The sequence below is a fragment of the Aeribacillus sp. FSL K6-8210 genome (assembly GCF_037963925.1).
Classification (GTDB): Bacteria; Bacillota; Bacilli; order Bacillales; family Aeribacillaceae; genus Aeribacillus; species Aeribacillus composti.
Genome location: NZ_CP150172.1, coordinates 1,539,672 through 1,560,597, shown reverse-complemented (window position 1 = coordinate 1,560,597; position 20,926 = coordinate 1,539,672). Strand labels below are relative to the sequence as shown.

Genomic DNA, 20,926 nt, shown 5'->3' with positions numbered 1-20,926 from the left:
GTTCGCTCTCTTTATTAAGCATGATAAGAGCCTTGACAGATTATGTGCCCTGCTTTTCGCTTAGTGCAAACCTCACAGCACGGTTAATCAACGCCGGCAGCACGGACACATGGCCTTCATCCTCAAATTCTTTAAATTCCACGTGAAAATTGTTTTGATCAAGTCGTAATAGTCGTTCTGCAAGCTCTTTAGCGTTCGCATTCATGCCGCTTTTATGGAATTTTTCCAATTCTCCTACAGTGATTAATAATCGTATATGATGCTTATCATTTTCTAGACTAGAGATAAATTTTTGCTCTGCATCAAGTAGAAGCGATTTATTCCAATGAATGGACGGGCTGCCTGCGATATACGTATTGAAGGCGTACGGCTTTGTAAACAATGTTTGTAATACGAAGAGGCCGCCGAGTGAATGACCAAAAATCGCTTGTCTGTCTTTATCAATTTTGAACCTGCTTTCGATCAGCGGTTTAAGCTCCCCATCAATAAATTGCAAAAACTGTTCCGCTCCGCCATATTCTGGTCTGTCTGTCCCCTCTCGTCTCGAATACAATTCCGAAGCTGGCGGAGTCAGTGTAAAATCATAATAGCGTTCAGGAGAAAACGGTTTTTCGATATGGTAACCGATGCCGACTACTAGTGCTGGAACGATTCCTGTCCTTTCGGGCCGCCTTGATTGGATACGGACTGCCTCAAACATTGTTCCGAATATAGCATTAGCATCCAAGAAATAAATAACTGGAAAGCCTGAAGGAGGAGGAGGCACATCAGGTATACCAAGCAAAATTTTGTATTGCCGATTTTCTTTTGAACGTATTAAAAATTGTTCAGTACTCGGAATGCTAACTTCTCGGCCAGCAGTATCTTTGTCCATCACATCAGCTTGTTTATCTTTTTTCCTATGCATGGTTAAACGCCTCCATATCATTGATTGATATCATCGGGGCAAAAATTACAACCCTCCAAATGAACATTTCAATCTCCTTTCCAAAGCCGACAAACATATGTATTCACAACTGGTACTCTATTTTCTGACGGGCAAAACGGGCTCTTCCTTCATTAAAACAACCTGATGGGTAGCCGATATTTTGAATGGATCACCTTCTATGGTTCATAAGACTTTACCTAGTATTTAAGACATCGCTTAGTAATGCCAAAATGGTGCCGAACGATGATTCTCATCTATATGAAAATAATTAGGTCAGATGATGCGGGATGACCTTTGAACTTATGAATCATTTACACAATTCCACGTTTCATTTTTTACTATCTTTAAATAATAAATAAATGAAATAAGGAACACCGATGATGGAAATGACAATCCCGACTGGCAATTCAGCTGGAGAAAAAACAGTTCTGGCAATATAATCGGAGACAATGACCATAAGCATGCCGACCGTTCCGCTGACGGGAATTAGCCAAAAATGATGGATTCCGACCAAACGCTTGGCGATGTGCGGTGCTATCAAACCGACAAATACAATGTTTCCAGCCACAGAGACACAAGCGCTCACAATTCCGATACTGCATAAAAGGAACACATTTTTTTCTTTTTCCGTACGAATTCCCAGTCCTATTGCTCTATCTTCTCCTAATTGAAGCAAGTCGAGTATATACGATTTTTTTATAATAATAGGAACTAATATGACGAGCCAAGGCAAAATAGAGACAATGTATTTCCAATTAGCATTCCATATACTTCCATTCAACCAAACTGTCGCCATTTCAAAATCCTGAGGGTTCATTTTCAAGGATAAAAACATAGACAAGGCCCCAAACCCAAATCCTATTGCAATTCCAACCAAAATCGCACGTTCGGAATCTAGTTTTCCATTTCGCCATGAGAATAAATAAATCAATAGTGCTGAAGCCAGTCCGCCTATCCAACCAAACAGCGGCATTGCCAAAGTTGACAGCCATCCGCTTCCCGTTATTTGCCCTTCAAAAAAGAGCATAAAAATAACGATAGCGGCTCCTGCCCCTGAATTGATTCCTAAAACGCCAGGGTCTGCAAGTCCATTTCTGCTAATCCCCTGTAAGGTTGCACCCGCCACTGCAAAACCAAATCCAATCAATGAAGCTATTAAAATACGGGGCAAGCGAAATTCAAATATGACCAAATCATGCTCAGAATTAGGATCAACCCGCAGCAAAGTCTTTACTATATCGATAACTTTAATATCAAATTCACCGTTTGTTAAGCTGACATATATTGCAGCAAAAATAAAGACTATACTGATCAGCATCACTGTCCAAAATCGTCTCGCCATTTGTTTATGCATATGTTCCTCCTCCTCTCTTGTAAATTAAATAGAGGAAGAAAGGAACTCCGATTAGGGAAGTGACAACTCCAATAGGAGTCTCAAACGGGTAATTCAAAAATCTGCTTAAAATATCGGACAGTGCTAAAAAAATACCTCCAAGTACTCCGGCGCAAGGAATAACCCACCTATAATCGATTCCAATTAAAAATCGGGTTATGTGCGGAATGATTAAACCAACAAATCCAATATTTCCTGCCAAGGCAACAGAAATACCAGTCAAAATGACGGTGCTGGTCATTGCTAACGCTTTGACCAACACCGTTTTCTGTCCTAAACTCACAGAAACTTCTTCACCTAAAGAAAGAATTGTGAGCGATTTGGAAATATAAAGAGCCATTATGATCCCGACAATTGCAAAAGGAATCGCAAGTTTTATTAGAAAGGGATCCATCTGATGCAGCCGGGCATTATACCAAAAACTGATGTTTTGCGATACTTGAAAATACGTTGACGAGGCAGCGGAAATACTGCTGAGAAACGTTCCAATAATAGTTCCGATGATCGCCATTCGAACGGGTGACATTCCGTTTGGCATAAGCGACGCCACGCCGAAGACGAAGCCAACAGCAATGGCTGAACCGAGTAGTGAAAATATTATCATGCTCAAAGATGATGCATCCGGCATGAAAATCATGCAGAGTGTAATAGCGAAAACCGATCCGTCAGAAACTCCCAAAATCGAAGGGGAGGCAAGATAGTTCCTCGTCATTCCCTGCATGATCGATCCAGATATGGCCAAGAAAATTCCGATTAAAAGTGCTCCAATCGCTCTTGGCAAACGGGAATGTATTACAATTTGGTGATTTACATTTTCCGGATCAAAATGAAAGAACGCCTCCCAAACCGTTTCGAAATTTATATCTTTCGCTCCATAAAGTATAGATAATAGAACTATGAGCACAAACGCAATAGGTGAAGAACATAAAATGAGAATGGATATAGGAATCTTTAAGCGCATAATATGATTCCCGCCCTGCATCATTCATTTGCCAATTTTTCAGTCGCTGCTTTTAAGAATTGAATTTTACTCCATGCTGTACCGCCTTGTGCCAACGGATCCACAACGTTTACGAATACTTTGTCGTTTTTAACCGCATTAATGCTTTTCCAGATCGGATTCTTTTGCAATTCCTCTAGTGCTTTTGGATTCTCTTGGTTCTCATCCTCTGAAAATTGGACAAAGAGATAATCTGGATTCATTTCGCTAAATTTTTCTAACGAAATCACTTCCTGCGCTTTGGCATTTTGGATTTCTTCCGGTACGGTAAATCCTAAATCTTCGTATAATGAAGGGTTGAAAAATATATCTTTCGAATAGATCATAATATTACCGCTTCTAATACGAACGATAGCTACTTTTTTATCTTTGAACTTCTCGCCTATTTGTGCTTTCACCTTTTCGAGGTCATCTTGATATTCCTTTAAAACTTTTTCTGCTAGATCCTGTTTCCCCGTAAGTTCAGCCAATAATCGCAGGTTATCTTCCCAATTTGTTGATATATGGGAAACCGGGATCGTGACAGCAATTTTCTCTAATTTTTCAATAACGTCTGGTTTAAACTTTGTGGTAGCGAAAATGACATCCGGTTTCAGCTTCAGGATCGATTCAATGTTTGGCTGTGCCTTCTCTCCAATCGAAACGGTTGAAGCTGTAATATCCTTGAACATTTCTAGGAACTTTCCCCCAACCGTGATGCCTCCAGCAGGCTCAACGCCCAATACGAGCGCATCCTCCATCGTTTCCATACTGCCGGTGATTACAATTTTTTCTACGTTTTTAGGAACCGTATATTCTTTGCCGAGATAATTGATCGTTCTCGTTTCACTTGATTCAGCTTCCTTCTTCTGCTCCGTTTTACTGCTTGAATCTCCCCCTGTGCTGCTGGTTTGCTCCTTATTACCGCCGCAAGCCGCCAATAAAAGAATAATTAGCGTGATAAGTCCATAGTAAAGCAGTTTTCTTTTCATAATATAGAATGTCCTCCTATCATCCAATTGATAATAATTATCATTTTTAATTATAAAAAGTCTTTCTTATATATGACCATGGACAGTATCCAGAATTCTTTTTGGACGATTTCCAGAAAAAAGACTTACCATTTCGTCAATTATTCGTTCGTGCGCGCTGGCAGAATACTCCAGCCATGGATCTGAGGAAATGAAATAAACTTGATTATTTCGAACTGCGCTCAATTCTTGCCATGGCAACGAATATTGCAAAGTTTTCCAATAAGCTAACGTTTCTTCTTCTTGGCGAATTAGCAAGAGAAGCCGATCAGGATCTAATTCAATTAACTGATCTATTGTCATTCGTTCATCGCGGGTTAATTGATTGCAATTATACGCAGATGCCAGCTGCAATTCATGAAATAAAATATCTGAAATACTCCGATTGCAATGAACATACAAATTCTGTTTGGAAATTCGTAAAATGAGGAAAGTATCGTCCTTCACTTTATTTTTCACCCATTCTCGTGCATGCTTTACTTTTCTGTCATAGTTTTTAAGCCAGTCCTCAGCTTCTTGCGTTTCACCTAAAAATTCAGCTGTCAGCATCAGCTGTTCCCGCCAATTTTTCTCCTGCCACGGAATATAATAAATTGGAGCAACCCGAGATAATTTTTCTTTCTCCATTTCATCTAGATCATCCGTACTTATGACTACTTCAGGTTTTGCTTGAAGCAGCTTTTCGATGTTGGACTCCCATTTTTGCCCATTCCGATAAGCATTGAGATGGACAGAGATATCTGTACGATACTCCTTATAATAATAAGCGGTCCATTTCGGATGAAGCGGCGCAGCATACGGGATGATTTTAAGAGCCAGCAATTGACCGGTAATGGGAGAGCGATAAGCAGCTATTTTACGGCGTCGTCTTTTCATATAATGTGTTGGTGTAACTCCAACCTGCTTCTTGAATTTGCGGCTAAAATAAAATTCATCGTTGTAGCCGATTTGATGGGCAATATCTTTTAGCTTGGCATGAGACTGTGCCATAAGCTGTTTTGCTTTATTGATCCGCAGCTCTGTCAAATAGTCGATAGCACTAATTCCGTACGTTTTTTTAAATAAATCGACAAAATATTTCGGGCTGATTTTTGCGATTGCTGCCAATTGCTCGATGGACAAATTTTCATAATAATAATGGTCCATATAGTCCTTTGCCAGTTCAAGCGCTGCACACGATCCGTTATGTAAAAAAGATCGGCTTTTCAAAATAATATAGAGCAATTTTTGGAAAGTAAACTGACTGCGGAAGCGTTCCAGCTCGTCATCACTATCCCAATATTGAAAGATCGATTTGCACAATGAGGTGAGTTGATCAAAAGGGAACACTTGAATTTCACCTTGCAGAGAAAATAAACGTCCATCTTTCTCATTTACCATGCATTCATACCTTTGATCGGTTGATCGGAACACCTCAAACTTCAACAGGTAGATTTCTGTTTCATCGAGAGCCTGTATTTCACCTCCATAAGTCTCTCCAGGTTTACACGCATACACATGATTTTGTTGAATCCGATACTCGGTTGTGCCCAGCGTCAATTGTCCATGTCCGTTCACCACTATGATAAGAACATATGAGAAGGTTAGCTGCTGCTCAATTTGCAAATTTCCATTCCGTTTTAATAACTCAATATCTCGAAGTCTAAAAGACAAGTCATCTAAAGATAAATTATTCGAAACCTCTTTCACAACAAAACTATGTCCACTCATCAGCTTCCACCTTCCTAATTAGTTGTATCTTTATGTCAACTAGCATGTTCATTTCTTTTCAAATATTGGAAGAACAGCAAGGAAAATATTTTAACACAAAGATTATAAATGATAATGATTATCATTATTGTTTATAATCATACCAAATTCTTCTCTTTTTTAAAAGTTAAATGACGAGACAGTTCTTTAGTCTTAATGTTTATCACTTTGGACTCAAGAATTCGATTTAGGAAACGCTAAAAACAAATTTGTTTCATATCGAAAAGCGCGAAATCGAGTAGGAGGGAGCGATTAACTCCCGTCCTCTCACACCACCGTACGTACGGTTCCGTATACGGCGGTTCAATTAAGATAATTGACGCAAGTCTTTATAACTTCCGTGAATAGCTGTTCTCTTTATGCCAGTGGTCACTCCACCCTCCAAGAGATCTCCCACGGGATTCACCGCTTCCTCCCTCAAGTGAGGTACTACGTTTTCTGTGTTCATCATGACTCACTGAATGCCAAGGGCTATTCTCTCTTAATTGTTCGGTCCTTCTTAGTTGTTCTAGACCAACTAATACTATGACCTCTGCTGACTTCTGACGGTTCAGCTACTTATCACTAAGTAGGTTATGAAGCGTACTTCACATATCCGCCAGACCTCCCCGGGTAAGAGTGTAATCTTTCCTTCCATCCATCTGCTTCATTTACTCTGTATCACCTTCGGCAGAAAGGGCTTTGTTTTGTCTTGCAAACTCACCCAGTGATACCTAGCCTCATATGAAGTTCGTGTTCCTCAGACCGGAAGTTTGCCGCTCGCTTCCTTCAGATTCCGCGTCACCACGGACACCCTTGCGTTAAGCTAACTGCTACTTCTGCCTTCGCAGCTCGGGACTTTCACCCTATAGATTACACCCATGCCGGGCGCACAAAAAGAATCAACGCGTTGTGGCGTTGATTCACAGATTAGGTTCTTTTGCCAATTTGTTACTGATTGGTCCTTGCAATCATTACGGTTTTCATCACTCATATTTTCGTAATCATTCGCTCCACTTTAACATTTCTTACCCGAAGGATTTGTTAATGTATTATGAAAGAATACACACCAATTTAAATGATGTGTTTCCCTGACAATGCCAAAGCTTCGTTAAGATTAAACCAGCTGCTTTACAGCGCTGAATGTGAAATTCTGTGCGTTTCCATCACAACTGCCCCAAGACCCTATTGATACTTGTACGGGAAGCAGCCAGTAGAAAAAAGAGTCGTTCAAAGTTTTTTTAGCTCTGATCTGAAAGGATTTTTTCTAACTCTGCTTCGTCTAACTTCGGAGCTTCTACACACATTTTTTGGGCTTCCATATATTCATTAAACTCTTTTACTATGTCTTCCGGCGCTCCAGGCTTTAGGTGCCAGTTACCCGGTTCATCAACGAAGAAAGGACTTTTTGTAAATTTAGGTTCTTTACACGTCATTTCATGCGCTCCTTTGGTATTCGTCTAGCGCTCTTTTATAGCTTCACTTATTAGTAGACTAGCACCCGTGGTGCTAGATAAAATCTCGAGACATAAAAACAGCCCTTGCATGAGGATCTCCTTTAAAATGAAAGTGCGAACAAACATTCAAAAGGAGAAGTTCCATGCAAGAGCACTTTCATTTTACAATAAACCAAGCAAAAATTCAAAAGCAATATACCGCGATCTTATTCGTTGTATCAGCACAACTGTCTTGTATTCAGATGTATTTGCAACGTCGAAATCGTCATTTGTTGAAGCAAGAGGATGAGGTTATCATCGCCATTCACGTTCTTGGAAAATTGCTGGGTTTTACTTCGGAACGGGCTTGGCATCGATTTGTCATTGGAAACCTGTTCACCAAGGAAAAGTTCCTAGAGCGCTCTCGATACAACCGTCGATGCCGTTCTTTGCGTTGGGCGATCAAATGGATTCGTCACCAACTCGCCAAACGTGGACAACATCACGCTTATGCGGTAGTGGACAGCTTACCCATTGAACTCTGCCACCACGCACGAATGTATCGCGTCAAACGATTTCAAGGAATCGCAGATATTGGGTATTGTGCATCCAAAAAGATGGTTTACTATGGGTTTAAGCTTCATCTTCAGATTACCGACCAAGCGCTTCCGATGGGATATGTCCTGACCGAGGCATCCTGCCACGATCGGACAGCTGCGGAAACAGTGATGACTCAACTTCCTCATCCGTATACACTTGGCGACAAAGGATATGTGAGCCAAGCCCTGCAAAAGAAGCTGTACGATGAATACAAGATCGCTTTTTGGACGCCTGCCCGAAAAAATCAACGTGTGGTGCAATCAAAAGAATGGAAACAATGGATGAAGTGAAAACGCAAAATCGTCGAAACCGCGTTCTCGGTTTTAGTGGATTCATTTCGGATCACGAAAATTCGCGCCAATTCGATCTCTGGATTTGAAACGGCGCTTGATGCCATTTTATTGGCCTATTCGCTCGTTGTTCTTGGGCTAGTTGAGCGTTGACGCTCAACTAGCACCATGGGTTAGACTAGCATATTTTCTTAGATACAGGGGCTTAATTCCTCATAGTTAAGATAAAAACCTTTTAACACTGATCAATGAAAGGCTGTTCTACAAGTTTCAATTCCTTATAGTTAAGATAAGACCCCATACAGTCATGCAAAACCTTTCCGCAAGGGGCAGGTTTCAATTCCTCATAGTTAAGATAAGAACGGATATGACTTGGTTCGGGGATCTAGAAAGTCATATCATGTTTCAATTCCTTATAGTTAAGAAACGAGGAAGCCCATTTTTATTAGGGGGCGAGGTTATGAACATGTTTCAATTCCTTATAGTTAAGAAACCGCTCGAGTTTTCCGTATCGCTGGAAGCATTAACAGCATGTTTCAATTCCTTATAGTTAAGAAACCCCAAAAAACGTTGTTAAATAAGCATTTCATTTTTAATGCTTGACTGGTTATTTTTATTTTAACGAAAAGGGGAATTTTTATCAAATCTTTGATTTGCGTGGGCTCAATGGAGATTTAAAAGAGTCGTCGATCCCCTGGGATTTTTGCACGATTGGGGGTCGACGACTCTTTTTTATTTCCGTTTAAAACAGATTTCAAAGTTTGCCTGCCGACAATGAAATCCATGTTTTATCAACTATTTTACCTGACCCATCTGTTTTAATAAAGTAAACATCCGGCTCATTTTATATTCTAGGTTTATCCTTCTCATTCATTTGAAGCAAGAGTGAGACCATATTTAACGTTTCATTCTGGAAAAATTGGTTTAGGTCTATTCGATCGGTTCCTACGATCTAAAATAAGAACATGATCTGAAAAATGATTGGTAGTTTTTACTTAAAATTCCCTTTTTTTCTTCCTGTTTACCAAAAGTTACATATTTTCTCTTATAATGAAACAGAAAGCTGTTCCACATGTTGGAATCCATTTCGTTTCAATCGGAGGCATGAAGGCAGTGAATGTCAAGTATATCCCTTCTGAATGGGAAAAGACGAAGAAAGGTATTGGCGACCTGGTCGGTCTCGGTGTATGGGGCAAAGGTATGATTGATAAATTAAAAGATCTAAACGATCTTCTCGAAGACGTTCAAGCAGACATCGCCAAATATGACACAGATGGTGTCATCTCTTTCACCTACACAGACCGAAAAAAACAATATCAACAATTATATGAAGATTATCTCGTCTTGCACCGCTTTAGCAGCCGTGTCGGAGAAATTGTTGACCGCACCATCGATGATAAGTTTTATCAAGAGATCGATGCTTTTGTGGAAGCGATGCACAACTTATCCATATCAAAGATCAAAACGAAAAATCACATTGGTGCCAAAAAAACAGTTGTCGCTTCCGGAGCATACAGCACACAACAAACAATCGACGTGCCGAAAGCGGAAGTTGGACTGGAAGATCTGTTCAGTGGCAGCAACTACTATGCTAAGTTGATAGAACGGGAATACGCTTCATGGAAAGAACTGAACCCTAAAGCAAATTTTTCGAAACAAGAATATATACAGAAAGCATTGAATTCCCAAGCTTTCCAGTATGAATCGATCAAAGACGGGCAGATGAACAAAGAGTTTTGGGGACAAATAACGGCACTAACTGTCATAGTAGGCACTTCCTTCATTTGTCCGCCAGCAGGAATGGCATTGGGGACAGCTTATGGTACACTGGAATTAAGTTCAGCCGTTTCCGGAAAAGACTGGATTTCAGGGAGAGAGTTGAAAACAGACGAACGAGTATTCCGTGGTGTCCTTTCTCCATTGGATATCGTCCCTGGCGTAAAGGGGCTTTTCACATTCAGCAGCGCCGCCCGTTTTTTCCATCTAAGAGAAGCCAGTGATCTAAAATTATTAGCGACGAAAACGGGTTTGCAGTCCAAATCATCTGTCCGGGATATGGTGGTTCGTGCGGAAAAAGGCATATTCCCCCGCATTAGAAATGCTAAAAGCTTGGCAAAAGAAATCCCGCACCATTTGAAAAACAAAAGCGCAAACAGTGCACTGAAAACCGCCCGGTTCGTAGACAACGCCCTGACCAATCTGAAAAATTCAATCCCTGACCGGCAAATGGGATTTGCCATGGAAGGGATTGGGAACGTTAAAGTTCCGGTCGAAAACACCAATGGATTGGAGAATAAAGTTCGAGCTTATCTAAGTGAGAAGACGGGGTTAAATCTAGGCGGAGGTAAAGCAGGCAACGATGGCGTTGAACTTAGCACTAAGGGTACGGGTAAACCTTTACAAAAACATCATTATGCTACTAATAAAAGTAAAAAATATACTCCACAAATAGAGGCTATAACGAAAAAATATGGACTAGATTTGGATGACGTTTGGAATATAGAATTACTACCTCATCAGGGAAGACATCCAAATGCTTATCACGAGTATGTGTTAAGCAATATTAGAACTTTTGATAAAATAGCTAAGGGGGATAAAAGGAAATTTTCAAGATTATTCGAACAAGTAAAACAGGAAATTAGAAAGAACCCGGAGATGCTTTATAAAGATTATTGGAGGAAGAAATAATGAGATTTTATAAGTTGCTAATGGATGATAGTGATGATAGAGATGTAGTAGCATACTGTATAGATACAAAGGGATTTGAACAATATGAATTATCGGAAGGTAAGTATATTCATAATTGGAATAGCGAAATCACCTTTTACTTTGATCCTAAAGAAGGCGAAAGGTTAACAGATTACTTAGCAAACAATTTAGGGTGGTTTATAGTTTCTGAAAGATTTAAAGCGATTTTAGAGAAAGTAGATGATGGTATACAATATCTGCCTATAAATGTAGTGATTAAAGGTGAAAACAAAATTTTAAAAGGTTTTTCGGTAGCTAACATTTTGAATGTTGTTGATGCATTAAACTTAGAAAATTCAGATTATAGTGTGTTTGAACTTGATGGTGAAAGTATATATAGTATAAAAAAATATGCTTTATGTAAGGAGGCGATACAATCAAAGCATATTATTAAGCTCAAGGGTGATGAAATTCCAATATTCATATCAGAAGAACTTAGAGAATTAATAGAGAAAAAAAATATAACAGGATGTGACTTTTTAGAAGTTAAAGTAATCTAAATATAGGTATTTTATACGGGAATAAGGCTCTGACTCATAAGGGTCTAATGGTATTATGTCAAGAAAATAGACACGTAAAATCGAGAAAAATTTAAAATCCTACTACCGCACTTCGTTTGGTGGCCTCTTGAGAAGGAGAACGGTTTGGTAAACCATTCCCCTTCTCAAGAGGAAAGATGTCCCTTATATCGTAACTTATGGTGAGAAACGTTGCTGCTTTTTGTCTTGCCGATGCATCTTCTCATACTCCATTGGGGACATGTACTCATTAGCGGAATGAATTCGCTCGGCATTATAAAAACACTCAATGTATTCAAAAATCCGTTGTTTCGCTTCTTCCCTTGTCGTAAAGGTTTCGTGGAAAATGAGTTCTTTTTTCATGATGCTGTGAAACGATTCGGCACATGCGTTGTCATAACAGTTTCCCTTTCGACTCATGCTCGTCTGTATGCCGTATTGCCTCAACATGGCTTGGTATTCATTCGATGCATGCTGGCCCCCTTGGTCCGAATGGTGAATCAGACCAGGTTGAGGACTTCGCTGATGGATGGCCCGGTAACTCCTTTGTCATACGCTCGGAAAGATACCAGCCTACGATTTTACGAGAAAACAAATCCATGATGGAGGCTAAGTACAACCAGCCTTCTTTCGTCCAAATATACGTAATATCCGCCACCCATACTTGATTCGGCTCATCTGCTTCAAACTGCTGATTTAATAAGTTCGGATACACCGGCCAATGATGCTTCGAGTTCGTGGTTGCCTTATATTTTTTCTTTGTTTTTGAACGAATATCACCATCTTTCATGATTCTGGCGACCGTCCTCAACCCCTTGCTTCTGAAGGATTTTTGTGATTTTTGGGCTGCCATACGTTTCTCTTGACTCGATGTGAATCTTTTTGATTTGCTTTTTCAACGCTTCCTGTCTTTTCTTTTGTTGACTTTCTGGGCGTTTGACCCATGCATAATATCCACTTCTTGAAACACCTAGGACTTCGCACATCTTCGCCACACGAAACTCCTTTCTATGGGTATGAATGAATTCATAAATTACTTCTGGTTTTTGGCGAAGATGCTCATGGCCTTTTTTAAGATGGTGTTTTCCTCCTCCAGATCCCGAATGCGCTTTTGAAGTTCACGCTTTTCTTGATCTTCTGGTTTAAGGTTTCCGCTTCCGACAAAACTATGTTCGGCATCTTTTTTATAATCTGCGACCCATTTATGAAGAGTTTTTGGTGAAATATCGAGTTGTCTTGCGATTTGAGCGACCGCCTTTCCTTCCTCGACCACTTATCAAAACGTCTAGCCATTATAGACACTCCCTATGATTGATAGATTTACTGTACATTTCTCTATGTTGCTCTCTTAACTCAAACACTCGTTGTACGGCTTTGGCTTTATCCTCGTCGACTCTTAACTGGACAATAAAATTAAGGTCAAGTAGACTAAACACCAAATTTGGGTATACTGAATTAAGGTACAATTTGAATATAAAGGAGAGACTAGAACAGGATACGTGAAATTTATGGGTAACAACAGAGATGGTAAAACTAAATTTGAGTTTGTAGGTACGAACAATAATAGTGAATTACCACTTATCATACTCAAAGTGGCAAGAAGTTTTGGAAAACTATAAACGGCAAAAACATTCCGATAATCAATTCTGTTGAGTAAGAAGAGGGGGTTAGAGATGGAGTATTTTGCATTAGTTAAAAGATTAGACCCGCATATAGAAGAAGGAAGTCACCTTAGAGGTGGAAGGAATTGAATTTACAGGCTTCTCTTCTGTATGTCCCTATGAAATTGAAGTAGGAAAAAGTTATCCTGTCTCAATCGGTTTTACAATTTTAGATGAGTTAGAGATTAGAGTAATATACGATGAGAAGAAGAATTGGAGCGTATTGGCTCGGGTTACTATATTCGAGGTATTTTAAATAAGGACTCAATAGACGCAGGAATAACGATCCTAGATGAAGATGAGTATTTTGCTGATTATCTAGGTTTAATTGGAAAGTATTTGGAGTTGCAAGTTTTTAAAAAGATCGGATTAACCCCCGAGTTTTGGATATAGTTACTCTTAGTCTATCTTTTTCTTAAAATAGTTTTTTTTGGTGGCCATGCAGATCCAGGTGGAACATTTGCTATAACCTCTCAGGCAGTCAATAGGATACAGACTAAAATTGACTTAGCTTTACTTCCAGAGTGGAAAATACAAAAAACTATAAAGGTGTAATTGAAGTTCCAACAAGAGCTGTATTCGTATAACAGTCAAGTAATAGTGATGTTGTTGATGATCTGTGATTATCCCTGCGACTGCAGAGCATTCGCATACAAGGCAGCTTAGTTAAAAATGGGGTGTTTCGTACACGACTATTTCTTCAGACGGATCTTAGTTAGGATTAAACTCTGTAACTCCTTCACCATAAGCGATGTCGGACGGGTTTCAATTCCTCATAGTTAAGATAAAAACTGATGACGGTACAAAAACGAATGGCGGCAAATAGCAGTTTCAATTCCTTATAGTTAAGATCTAAACCCTAAAATTGCTTGATAAATCAACATTCGACATGATTTGAAAATTCCTTCTTCTAATTCTCTTGACTTTCTCTTGACTTTTGTAAAACCGTATTTTCTTTTAAACTTAATAAATTTCAGCTGTTTTCTCTTTTTTTCATTTTGTCGTCGACCCCCTACGACTGGAGGTCGACGACACCGGTATGACATTTTTTGCATCTAATCGATGTCGGGATATTCGCGAAAACAGACGTGTTGAAAGCGGCGTATCGTTTCTACTGTGCCGTCGGGCTTTACTTCTTCAACGACTTTTCTTTCCGTTGTGGCATAATACACCGCATAACCGTTCTTTTTGAGCCAATAAACAAGGGAAAAAGTGGCGCCAAATTCCCCTTGAACGATCACTTTATCCCCCTTTGCCAGCTGGTTGGTTAACCATTCTTTGATTTCTTTTAGGAATTCGTTTTGCCACGGACCAACAGGCGGAATATTCATCCATTGCTTTTTTAAGGGTTCAGGAAAATCGATGAAGGATTCAGCGTTGAACCGCTGGCAAAGTTCCTGCTTTTGTCCTTCTGTTAACTTGTGTGACATGATAACCAATACTTTCATTTGCTACGACTCCTCTGGGTTTGTAGTGTGGAATAAGGATACTCACGGGGGAGCTGCTCAATTAATCTCTTTCCATTACTTGAGAAAAAAAGTTTCTCTGTTTCTTTAATGAACTGATGGGCTTTAGTGATGACATCTTCGCTATTATTTTCAGATAAAAACCCGGCATGGGCGATGTCATTGCGAAATTTAGAAACACATTTGTAAAGTTTATGCATTTTCTGATAATGCTCGTTTGAATTTGTTTGTAAATAATGATTAATCAACTTTTTAATGTTATCCCGAACTATACGTTTCCCAACATCTAAGTTTCTTTCCACTTTGCTATAAACATAGGCCACATGGGTAATCATCGATTCTGCTAGACAAATATAACCGTTGGCATACCGTTTATGATCAAAAAACCACTTTGCCAATTGGAATTGGAATTTGGCATCAGTGTCAGCTCCTTTAAAATAATCAAAAAAACGATTCAAATGTGGTTTAAGGTACGGGAAAATTGGTAGACCGTTTTTATGCTCGTATCCTTTTTCAAAATTGGAGCGAAATTGATCCACTTTACTTTTTAAACTTTTAATGTGGTTTAAATCCGCCAAATTGGATATATGTTTTAAGCTTTCTTTATAACTCTCATGATCGATTAACTCAGCGAAAAGATCCGCATGACCATAATGAATAAATTCATAAACCCCCCGAGTCCATTGGGTCACTTCAAACAACGCCTTCAAATCAACAACAGGAGTCACATTATCGTTTTTTGCTTCCAACATGCCATAGTATACACCCGACAGCTGAATGTTTTCGTCCTTTCGCAAGGTTTGCACAAAGTCAATCAACACAAACAAAAACAGGGGAATCGAACGAAAGGAATGAGTGATGTCTAAATACACTTCATCACCGGGCTTGATAAGCTGGCTAAATTCCATAAAGATCAGAAAATTTTTTATAATCTCTTCTGTATTTTTTCCATTTTGAATCAGCTTGCAACAAGATCCCCCAGTTGCTGAAGGGTTCATTTTTTTCAAATAACGGTCAATCGCTTCATTGACACAGGTCAGATCTGCTTCCGTTAGCGTTCCCTTTGATTTTTTTTCATCAAGTTCTAAGTACACGTCTTCTCCATACGAATTTTCTTTTACTTCACCAAAATAATAATAAACTTCCTCCCACATCGACTGATCCGTTCCAATCATAAAAATTTTATCCAATTGCAGATGTTCACTTAATGCCGATGTGATAAACGAAGTGTCATACCCCTTATCACTGTTTGCAAATTTATAAGTAGTTTTTATGTATTTTCCTCCAGCGGTTGTTTTTTCTTTTTCCCGTATCCCTTTACCGAGGGGCGAGATGAGTACTTTTGCCATTATTTGATCTCCTCTCTATTCTTTCATGACATGCCCCCACCATCTCCCTACACTTGATGGGGGCACGGGTAAATTCTCTCAAACAAAAGCTTCTTTTGAAAAAATGAAGGAAACGCTTTAACGCTTAACAGAGATTATTATTTTTCTTGTCGATATATTTTTTTCAACTGATCCGCAAGGGCAGTGTTTATACTTTGAGTCCGATCGTTTACTTTGTGTTTATTGGAACAGTTTGATGGATTTTTCTTTTTTGTTTTGTACGACTGGTGATTATTTTTTTGCTTGCTTTGACGTTGCTCTTTTTCGTTATTGAGCAGCGATTGAACAGTCGGTAATACGAGGGTTTTTTTATAATTATTTAAAGGCATGTAATTCATTTTACTATGCGGAAGCGGCGACCAGTCTTTCATTTTCAAGAAAATCCTAACACTTTCCTGCTGTTCAATATCAATGCCGAATGTTTTTTGTACATATTGCTTATACTTTTCAATGTAATCAGTCGGCGAAACGAGCTTCATCTTTAAATCGAAAAAGGTGGATAAATGATATAAGCTCGCCTCATTTTTGTAAACGAAAACGGAGAAATGATCAAAGGCAACGATGGGGCTGTCCGAAAAGTCGATTGAATCGACCTTGGGCTCAGCCCTTTTTTCTGTTTTTAGGGTACAAAAAAATCGTCCTTTTTTATAGAATGAAATTGACCAAAAAACATTCTACAGAAAGGACGATTTCTTATGAATAATCAAATGACTATTCAAGAAAATTATAACACGCAATTAGAAATGACTCTAGAGGGTATTCAAAAAATAGAGGTTCAAAAGAATAAGAAACGCAAAAAACTAGTTTTCCAACCTTATTGCAATCGTCAAGTCATGAGCATTTTAGATATCGAAATGTATATTCCTGAAAATCATGTCGCCCGTTTAGTGGATGAAATGGTGGAATCGATTCCGGATGAAGTGTTGTATACTCATTATGTTGGTGGGGGTCGTGCACCCTATCACCCTAAAATGTTATTGAAAGTGATTTTATATGCGTACACTCAAAATGTTTATTCAAGTCGGAAAATAGCGCAAATGGTGAAAGAAAATCTTCCGATGATGTGGTTGGCGGGATTGCAAACCCCTGACCATCGCACAATAAATGATTTTCGTAGTGTTCGTATGTCAAACATGATGGATTCTGTATTTGAACAATTTGTCCTTCAACTAGTAGAACAAGGACTTATCGACCTCGACCATATTTTTGTGGATGGTACGAAAATAGAAGCGAATGCCAACAAATATACGTTTGTATGGCGAAAATCCGTAGAAAAATATGATCAGAAACTACGAGCCAAAATTCAATCGTTTCTACAAGAAGCGCACCAAATCGCCTTGGAGGAATTAAAAGAAGAACAATTAGAAGAAGAATTAGAAAAATCATCGGCACAACTTTCTGAGAGAATAGAAGCTTTGGAAAAAGATTATAAACAGGAAGAAGACAAAGAAAGAAAAAAAGAACTTCGCTCTAAAAAATCCCAACTCACCAAACAACTGAAAACGATTCAAACGGATTATCTTCCACGATTACGAAAATACAAAGTACAAAAACAGATTCTAGGTGAACGAAATAGCTACTCGAAAACCGACCATGAGGCCACTTTTATGCGAATGAAAGAGGACCATATGAAAAACGGCCAACTCAAGGCGGGTTATAATGTTCAACTCGCCACACAACATCAATTTATCGTGGGATTTGAAATTTATCAAAATCCAGGAGATACTCGCTGTTTCCAACCATTTATGGAAAAGTTATTGGAATCGATGCCGAAGGAAAAGAAACTCAAGTATGTCATTGCCGATGCAGGATATGCGAGTGAAGAAAACTATTTATATGCGATTGGCGAAGAAAAAGAACCTCGTTTTGAATTATTAGCCCCATACCAAACCTATTTGAAGGAACAAAGTAAAAAGTTTAAAAAGGATTTATCAAAAGTACAAAACTGGAAATACATCGAAGAAGACGATTGCTTTATCTGTCCGAACAATCGGAAAGTCGTATTCAAGTATTATCAAAAAAGAAAAAATGCATCTGGATACATACAAGATTTGAAAGTGTACGAGTGTGAAGATTGTACGGATTGCCCGTTGAAGAATGGGTGTACGAAAGCCAAAGGAAATCGTCGAGTATATTGGAACACGATTTATGAAGAAATGAAAGCGAAAGCCAAAGCAGCTCTTGGTGACGAACAAAAGGCAGCTCTTTATGCGAAGCGTAAAGTGGATGTCGAAAGTGTGTTCGGTAACATCAAGGGCAATTTGCGTTTCACTCGATTTCTGTTACGGGGGCTTCATAAAGTCCGAACAGAATTCGGGATTGTGGCAATGGCCCACAACATACTGAAATGGGCCGCAAATTCCCAAACCAATTTCAAAAATAAGGAAACAGAGCGAATGGAAAAACTCATTGTTTTCTCCATTCGCTCTGTTTTTATGGACTTTTTAGACAAGCCCTCCGCTTCTCCCAGCTGATTGCCAGCTGTTTCTACATTTACTTTTACAACTCCAAACATTCTTTGCAGAAAGCCTTGTGATATGGAAATGCCTTGAATGCGTTCAAAAGGAATGTACCGTTTTTTTCTTACAAAAACGCCATATTCGATTCGCAATTCCCCTTCTTCCAAACGATAGGTAAAGCGAATCCAAGAAACAATTCCAATGACAATCGTATAAATGATAATGGCAAACGGCACGGCGATATCCCACATAGAGGAAATCGTTTTATTCCCGACAATAATGACGAGAATGATCGGTAAAATCGCGTCTTTCAGTTGTTTTACGATATTGGCTACAACGGAAATGGGGTGCAGTCGTTTTTTCTTAGACATCTTCATCCGCCACCCTCGCCAATCTGGAAATAGAATAACGCAGCTCCTCCGCTTCCTCCTCATCAAGTGCCGGAATTTCATGCACCGTTGCGGCAGTGGAAATGGTGACGGATGCCAGTCTGTATTTTTTTAATAATGGCCCTTGACTTGAATCAACATGCTGGACCCGAATCATTGGAATCAATGTACGTTTCACGACAAACAGTCCTCGTATACTAAGTTTCAGAAAGTTTTTTTATCGAATTTCCAGTCCGATACGCTCCTTGACAATCGCATATCTTGGGTGGTTACCTTTGTGGGAGGGGCGCGCCCCTCCCACAAAGGGTTCAGCGTACCGGGGTTGGACTTTTCGCAATGTTCCTGGATAATGGTCTTAGGATCATCGGGGATACTCTTCTCACTCCTGTAGCTTTGACTACTTGTAAAGTCTGTCTTCCCGGCTCCTGTTTGGACGTCTAACCCGCAGGCTGTTCCCGTTGGTTTTCCCCATGCTGGAAGGAGCAGCTTCCAGGGCAGCCCATGGTCCAACGTGAGTTCTCATATGCGAGGGTGACTGGTCAACAGGCGCGATCCGGGGGCATCCCGAAGAGTCCAACCCCTCGATCCTACAACAATAGGAGGTGATCTCATGAAACTCTACGTCGGGATCGACGTGAGCTCACGCGACTTAGCCACCTGCATTATGGATCATGAAGGAAATACGTGCGCACGCTTCAAAGTGGATAATCATCTTCTGGGCGCCACCTTCCTTCGGGATCAAATCCTCCTGTGGGCTAACAAGCGAAAGCCAACCGAAATTCTGATCGGGATGGAAGCCACCTCGGTCTACAGTTGGCATCCAGCTATGTTTTTCCACCAGCAGGAGGCCTTGCAGGCTTGGAACGTCAAGGTGTTTACGATCAATCCAAAGCTCATTCGCAAGTTTAAAGAAGCCTATGTCGACTTGGAGAAAACGGATGACATCGATGCTTGGATCATTGCGGATCGGCTTCGCTTCGGCCGTCTGAAGATGACGGCTGTCCTCAAGGAGCAGTTTCTCGCGCTTCAGCGACTGACACGCATGCGATATCATCTCGTCCACCAGTTAACCCGTGAGAAACAGTATTTTCTCCAGCACTTGTTTTACAAATGCAGTTCCTTTACCCAAGAGGTGGACAGTTCGATCTTCGGACATGCCATTCTCGAACTGCTGCTTGAGTCGTGGAGCCTCGATGACATCTGCCAAATGGATGTCAAGCAGTTGGCCGACTTCCTGCGCCAAAAAGGGCGCAATCGCTTTGCCGATCCGGAATGCATCGCCAAGTCGATTCAAAAGGCGGCCCGTTCGTCGTATCGGTTGTCCAAGTGTGTCGAGGATTCCATCGACTTGCTGTTAGGGCTGTCGATTCAATCAATCCGCAGCCTGCAATCGCAGCTCAAAGAGCTCGATAAAGCCATTACCCGCCATCTTGAAGGCATTCCGAACACACTGCAAACCATCCCAGGCATCGGACCGGTTTATACCGCAGGCATCCTGGCCGAAATCGGGCAAATCGAGCGGTTTCACAACCAGGCCGCCTTGGCAAAATATGCCGGCTTGACATGGTCCAAGCACCAATCGGGCCGTTTTCAAGCCGAGGACACCTCCCTCATTCGTTCCGGCAATCGCTATCTCCGTTACTACCTAGTGGAGGCTGCCAACTCGGTGCAACGGCATGATGCGACGTTTCGTGCGTACTACCGGAAGAAGTATGAGGAAGTGCCCAAACACCAACATAAACGAGCCCTCGTCCTCACCGCTAGAAAACTCGTGCGTGTGATCGATGCGCTGCTACGCAACGGTCAAATCTACACGCCAAGAAAGGGGGAAGATCGATAAGAGGATCGATCTGGTATACCAATATCAACCTTTAGACCCAGTTTATTACATGTACCAATACTGGGTTTCTTC

14 protein-coding genes, 4 pseudogenes and 1 CRISPR repeat array are annotated in these 20,926 nt (G+C 40.2%); of the genes and pseudogenes, 6 read left to right on the top strand and 12 right to left on the bottom strand.

Features of this window, described 5'->3' with window-relative positions; genetic code table 11:
- Window positions 1-40: 40 nt before the first annotated feature.
- The 6 genes from NSQ41_RS07550 to NSQ41_RS07525 form a co-directional block, all read right to left on the bottom strand.
- Entirely contained in the window at window positions 41-907 is an 867-nt protein-coding gene (locus tag NSQ41_RS07550) for an alpha/beta hydrolase-fold protein (RefSeq protein ID WP_066248444.1), read from the bottom strand.
- Window positions 908-1,256: 349 nt separating this feature from the next.
- Entirely contained in the window at window positions 1,257-2,282 is a 1,026-nt protein-coding gene (locus NSQ41_RS07545) for an iron ABC transporter permease (RefSeq protein ID WP_063388261.1), read from the bottom strand.
- Window positions 2,275-3,282, bottom strand: a complete 1,008-nt coding sequence (locus NSQ41_RS07540; RefSeq protein WP_339199705.1) for an iron ABC transporter permease — start codon at window positions 3,280-3,282, stop codon at window positions 2,275-2,277. The genes NSQ41_RS07545 and NSQ41_RS07540 overlap by 8 nt, the downstream gene beginning before the upstream one ends.
- Window positions 3,283-3,302: 20 nt before the next feature.
- Complete coding sequence (locus tag NSQ41_RS07535; RefSeq protein WP_339211329.1) at window positions 3,303-4,292, bottom strand: ABC transporter substrate-binding protein; 990 nt, start codon at window positions 4,290-4,292, stop codon at window positions 3,303-3,305.
- A 66-nt stretch (window positions 4,293-4,358) separates the two neighbouring features.
- Window positions 4,359-6,041, bottom strand: a complete 1,683-nt coding sequence (locus NSQ41_RS07530; RefSeq protein WP_339199700.1) for an AraC family transcriptional regulator — start codon at window positions 6,039-6,041, stop codon at window positions 4,359-4,361.
- 1,259 nt (window positions 6,042-7,300) lie between these two features.
- Window positions 7,301-7,495 carry a hypothetical protein gene (locus tag NSQ41_RS07525; RefSeq protein ID WP_063388265.1) on the bottom strand — a complete coding sequence of 65 codons (195 nt, stop codon included), beginning with the start codon at window positions 7,493-7,495 and terminating at the stop codon, window positions 7,301-7,303.
- Between the two features lie 164 nt (window positions 7,496-7,659).
- On the opposite strand from NSQ41_RS07525, the pseudogene NSQ41_RS07520 reads away from it, so the two are divergent.
- The 3 genes and pseudogenes from NSQ41_RS07520 to NSQ41_RS07510 all read left to right on the top strand — a co-directional run bounded on the left by NSQ41_RS07520 (window position 7,660) and on the right by NSQ41_RS07510 (window position 11,633).
- Window positions 7,660-8,538: pseudogene (locus NSQ41_RS07520) on the top strand (IS982 family transposase).
- A gap of 46 nt (window positions 8,539-8,584) precedes the next feature.
- A CRISPR array of direct repeats spans window positions 8,585-8,943; the repeat unit is 23 nt; unit sequence GTTTCAATTCCTTATAGTTAAGA.
- Window positions 8,944-9,489: 546 nt separating this feature from the next.
- Window positions 9,490-11,073, top strand: coding sequence for an AHH domain-containing protein (locus tag NSQ41_RS07515; RefSeq protein ID WP_339211328.1), 1,584 nt, complete (start codon window positions 9,490-9,492; stop codon window positions 11,071-11,073).
- Window positions 11,073-11,633, top strand: a complete 561-nt coding sequence (locus tag NSQ41_RS07510; protein WP_339199694.1) for a DUF1629 domain-containing protein — start codon at window positions 11,073-11,075, stop codon at window positions 11,631-11,633. Before NSQ41_RS07515 ends, NSQ41_RS07510 begins: the two co-directional genes overlap by 1 nt.
- A 195-nt stretch (window positions 11,634-11,828) precedes the next feature.
- Here NSQ41_RS07510 and NSQ41_RS07505 read toward each other — a convergent pair.
- Window positions 11,829-12,924, bottom strand: a pseudogene (locus NSQ41_RS07505) (IS3 family transposase).
- Window positions 12,925-13,388: 464 nt separating this feature from the next.
- Here NSQ41_RS07505 and NSQ41_RS07500 point away from each other — a divergent pair.
- Window positions 13,389-13,568: a hypothetical protein gene (locus NSQ41_RS07500; RefSeq protein ID WP_339199692.1), complete on the top strand. Its 180-nt coding sequence runs from the start codon at window positions 13,389-13,391 to the stop codon at window positions 13,566-13,568.
- Window positions 13,569-14,367: 799 nt separating this feature from the next.
- On the opposite strand, the gene csx20 is transcribed toward NSQ41_RS07500, so the two are convergent.
- The 3 genes from csx20 to NSQ41_RS07485 all read right to left on the bottom strand — a co-directional run bounded on the left by csx20 (window position 14,368) and on the right by NSQ41_RS07485 (window position 16,645).
- Complete coding sequence (gene csx20, locus NSQ41_RS07495) at window positions 14,368-14,760, bottom strand: CRISPR-associated protein Csx20 (protein WP_339195163.1); 393 nt, start codon at window positions 14,758-14,760, stop codon at window positions 14,368-14,370.
- The gene (csx2, locus tag NSQ41_RS07490; RefSeq protein WP_339199690.1) at window positions 14,757-16,127 is read right to left on the bottom strand and encodes a TIGR02221 family CRISPR-associated protein; all 1,371 of its coding nucleotides are present in this window, start codon (window positions 16,125-16,127) and stop codon (window positions 14,757-14,759) included. The genes csx20 and csx2 overlap by 4 nt, the downstream gene beginning before the upstream one ends.
- A gap of 137 nt (window positions 16,128-16,264) precedes the next feature.
- Window positions 16,265-16,645 carry a hypothetical protein gene (locus tag NSQ41_RS07485; RefSeq protein WP_339195156.1) on the bottom strand — a complete coding sequence of 127 codons (381 nt, stop codon included), beginning with the start codon at window positions 16,643-16,645 and terminating at the stop codon, window positions 16,265-16,267.
- Window positions 16,646-16,861: 216 nt separating this feature from the next.
- Between NSQ41_RS07485 and NSQ41_RS07480 the strand changes: the two genes are divergently transcribed.
- Window positions 16,862-18,640, top strand: a complete 1,779-nt coding sequence (locus NSQ41_RS07480; protein ID WP_339195154.1) for an IS1182 family transposase — start codon at window positions 16,862-16,864, stop codon at window positions 18,638-18,640.
- 29 nt (window positions 18,641-18,669) lie between these two features.
- On the opposite strand, the pseudogene NSQ41_RS07475 reads toward NSQ41_RS07480, so the two are convergent.
- Both NSQ41_RS07475 and NSQ41_RS07470 read right to left on the bottom strand, forming a co-directional pair.
- Window positions 18,670-18,876 (bottom strand): annotated as a pseudogene (locus NSQ41_RS07475) (PH domain-containing protein); the annotation flags it as partial.
- Window positions 18,877-18,988: 112 nt separating this feature from the next.
- Window positions 18,989-19,204: pseudogene (locus NSQ41_RS07470) on the bottom strand (PH domain-containing protein); the annotation flags it as partial.
- 420 nt (window positions 19,205-19,624) lie between these two features.
- Between NSQ41_RS07470 and NSQ41_RS07465 the strand changes: the two are divergent.
- Window positions 19,625-20,854, top strand: a complete 1,230-nt coding sequence (locus NSQ41_RS07465; protein WP_027725928.1) for an IS110 family transposase — start codon at window positions 19,625-19,627, stop codon at window positions 20,852-20,854.
- The last annotated feature ends 72 nt before the right edge of the window (window positions 20,855-20,926 follow it).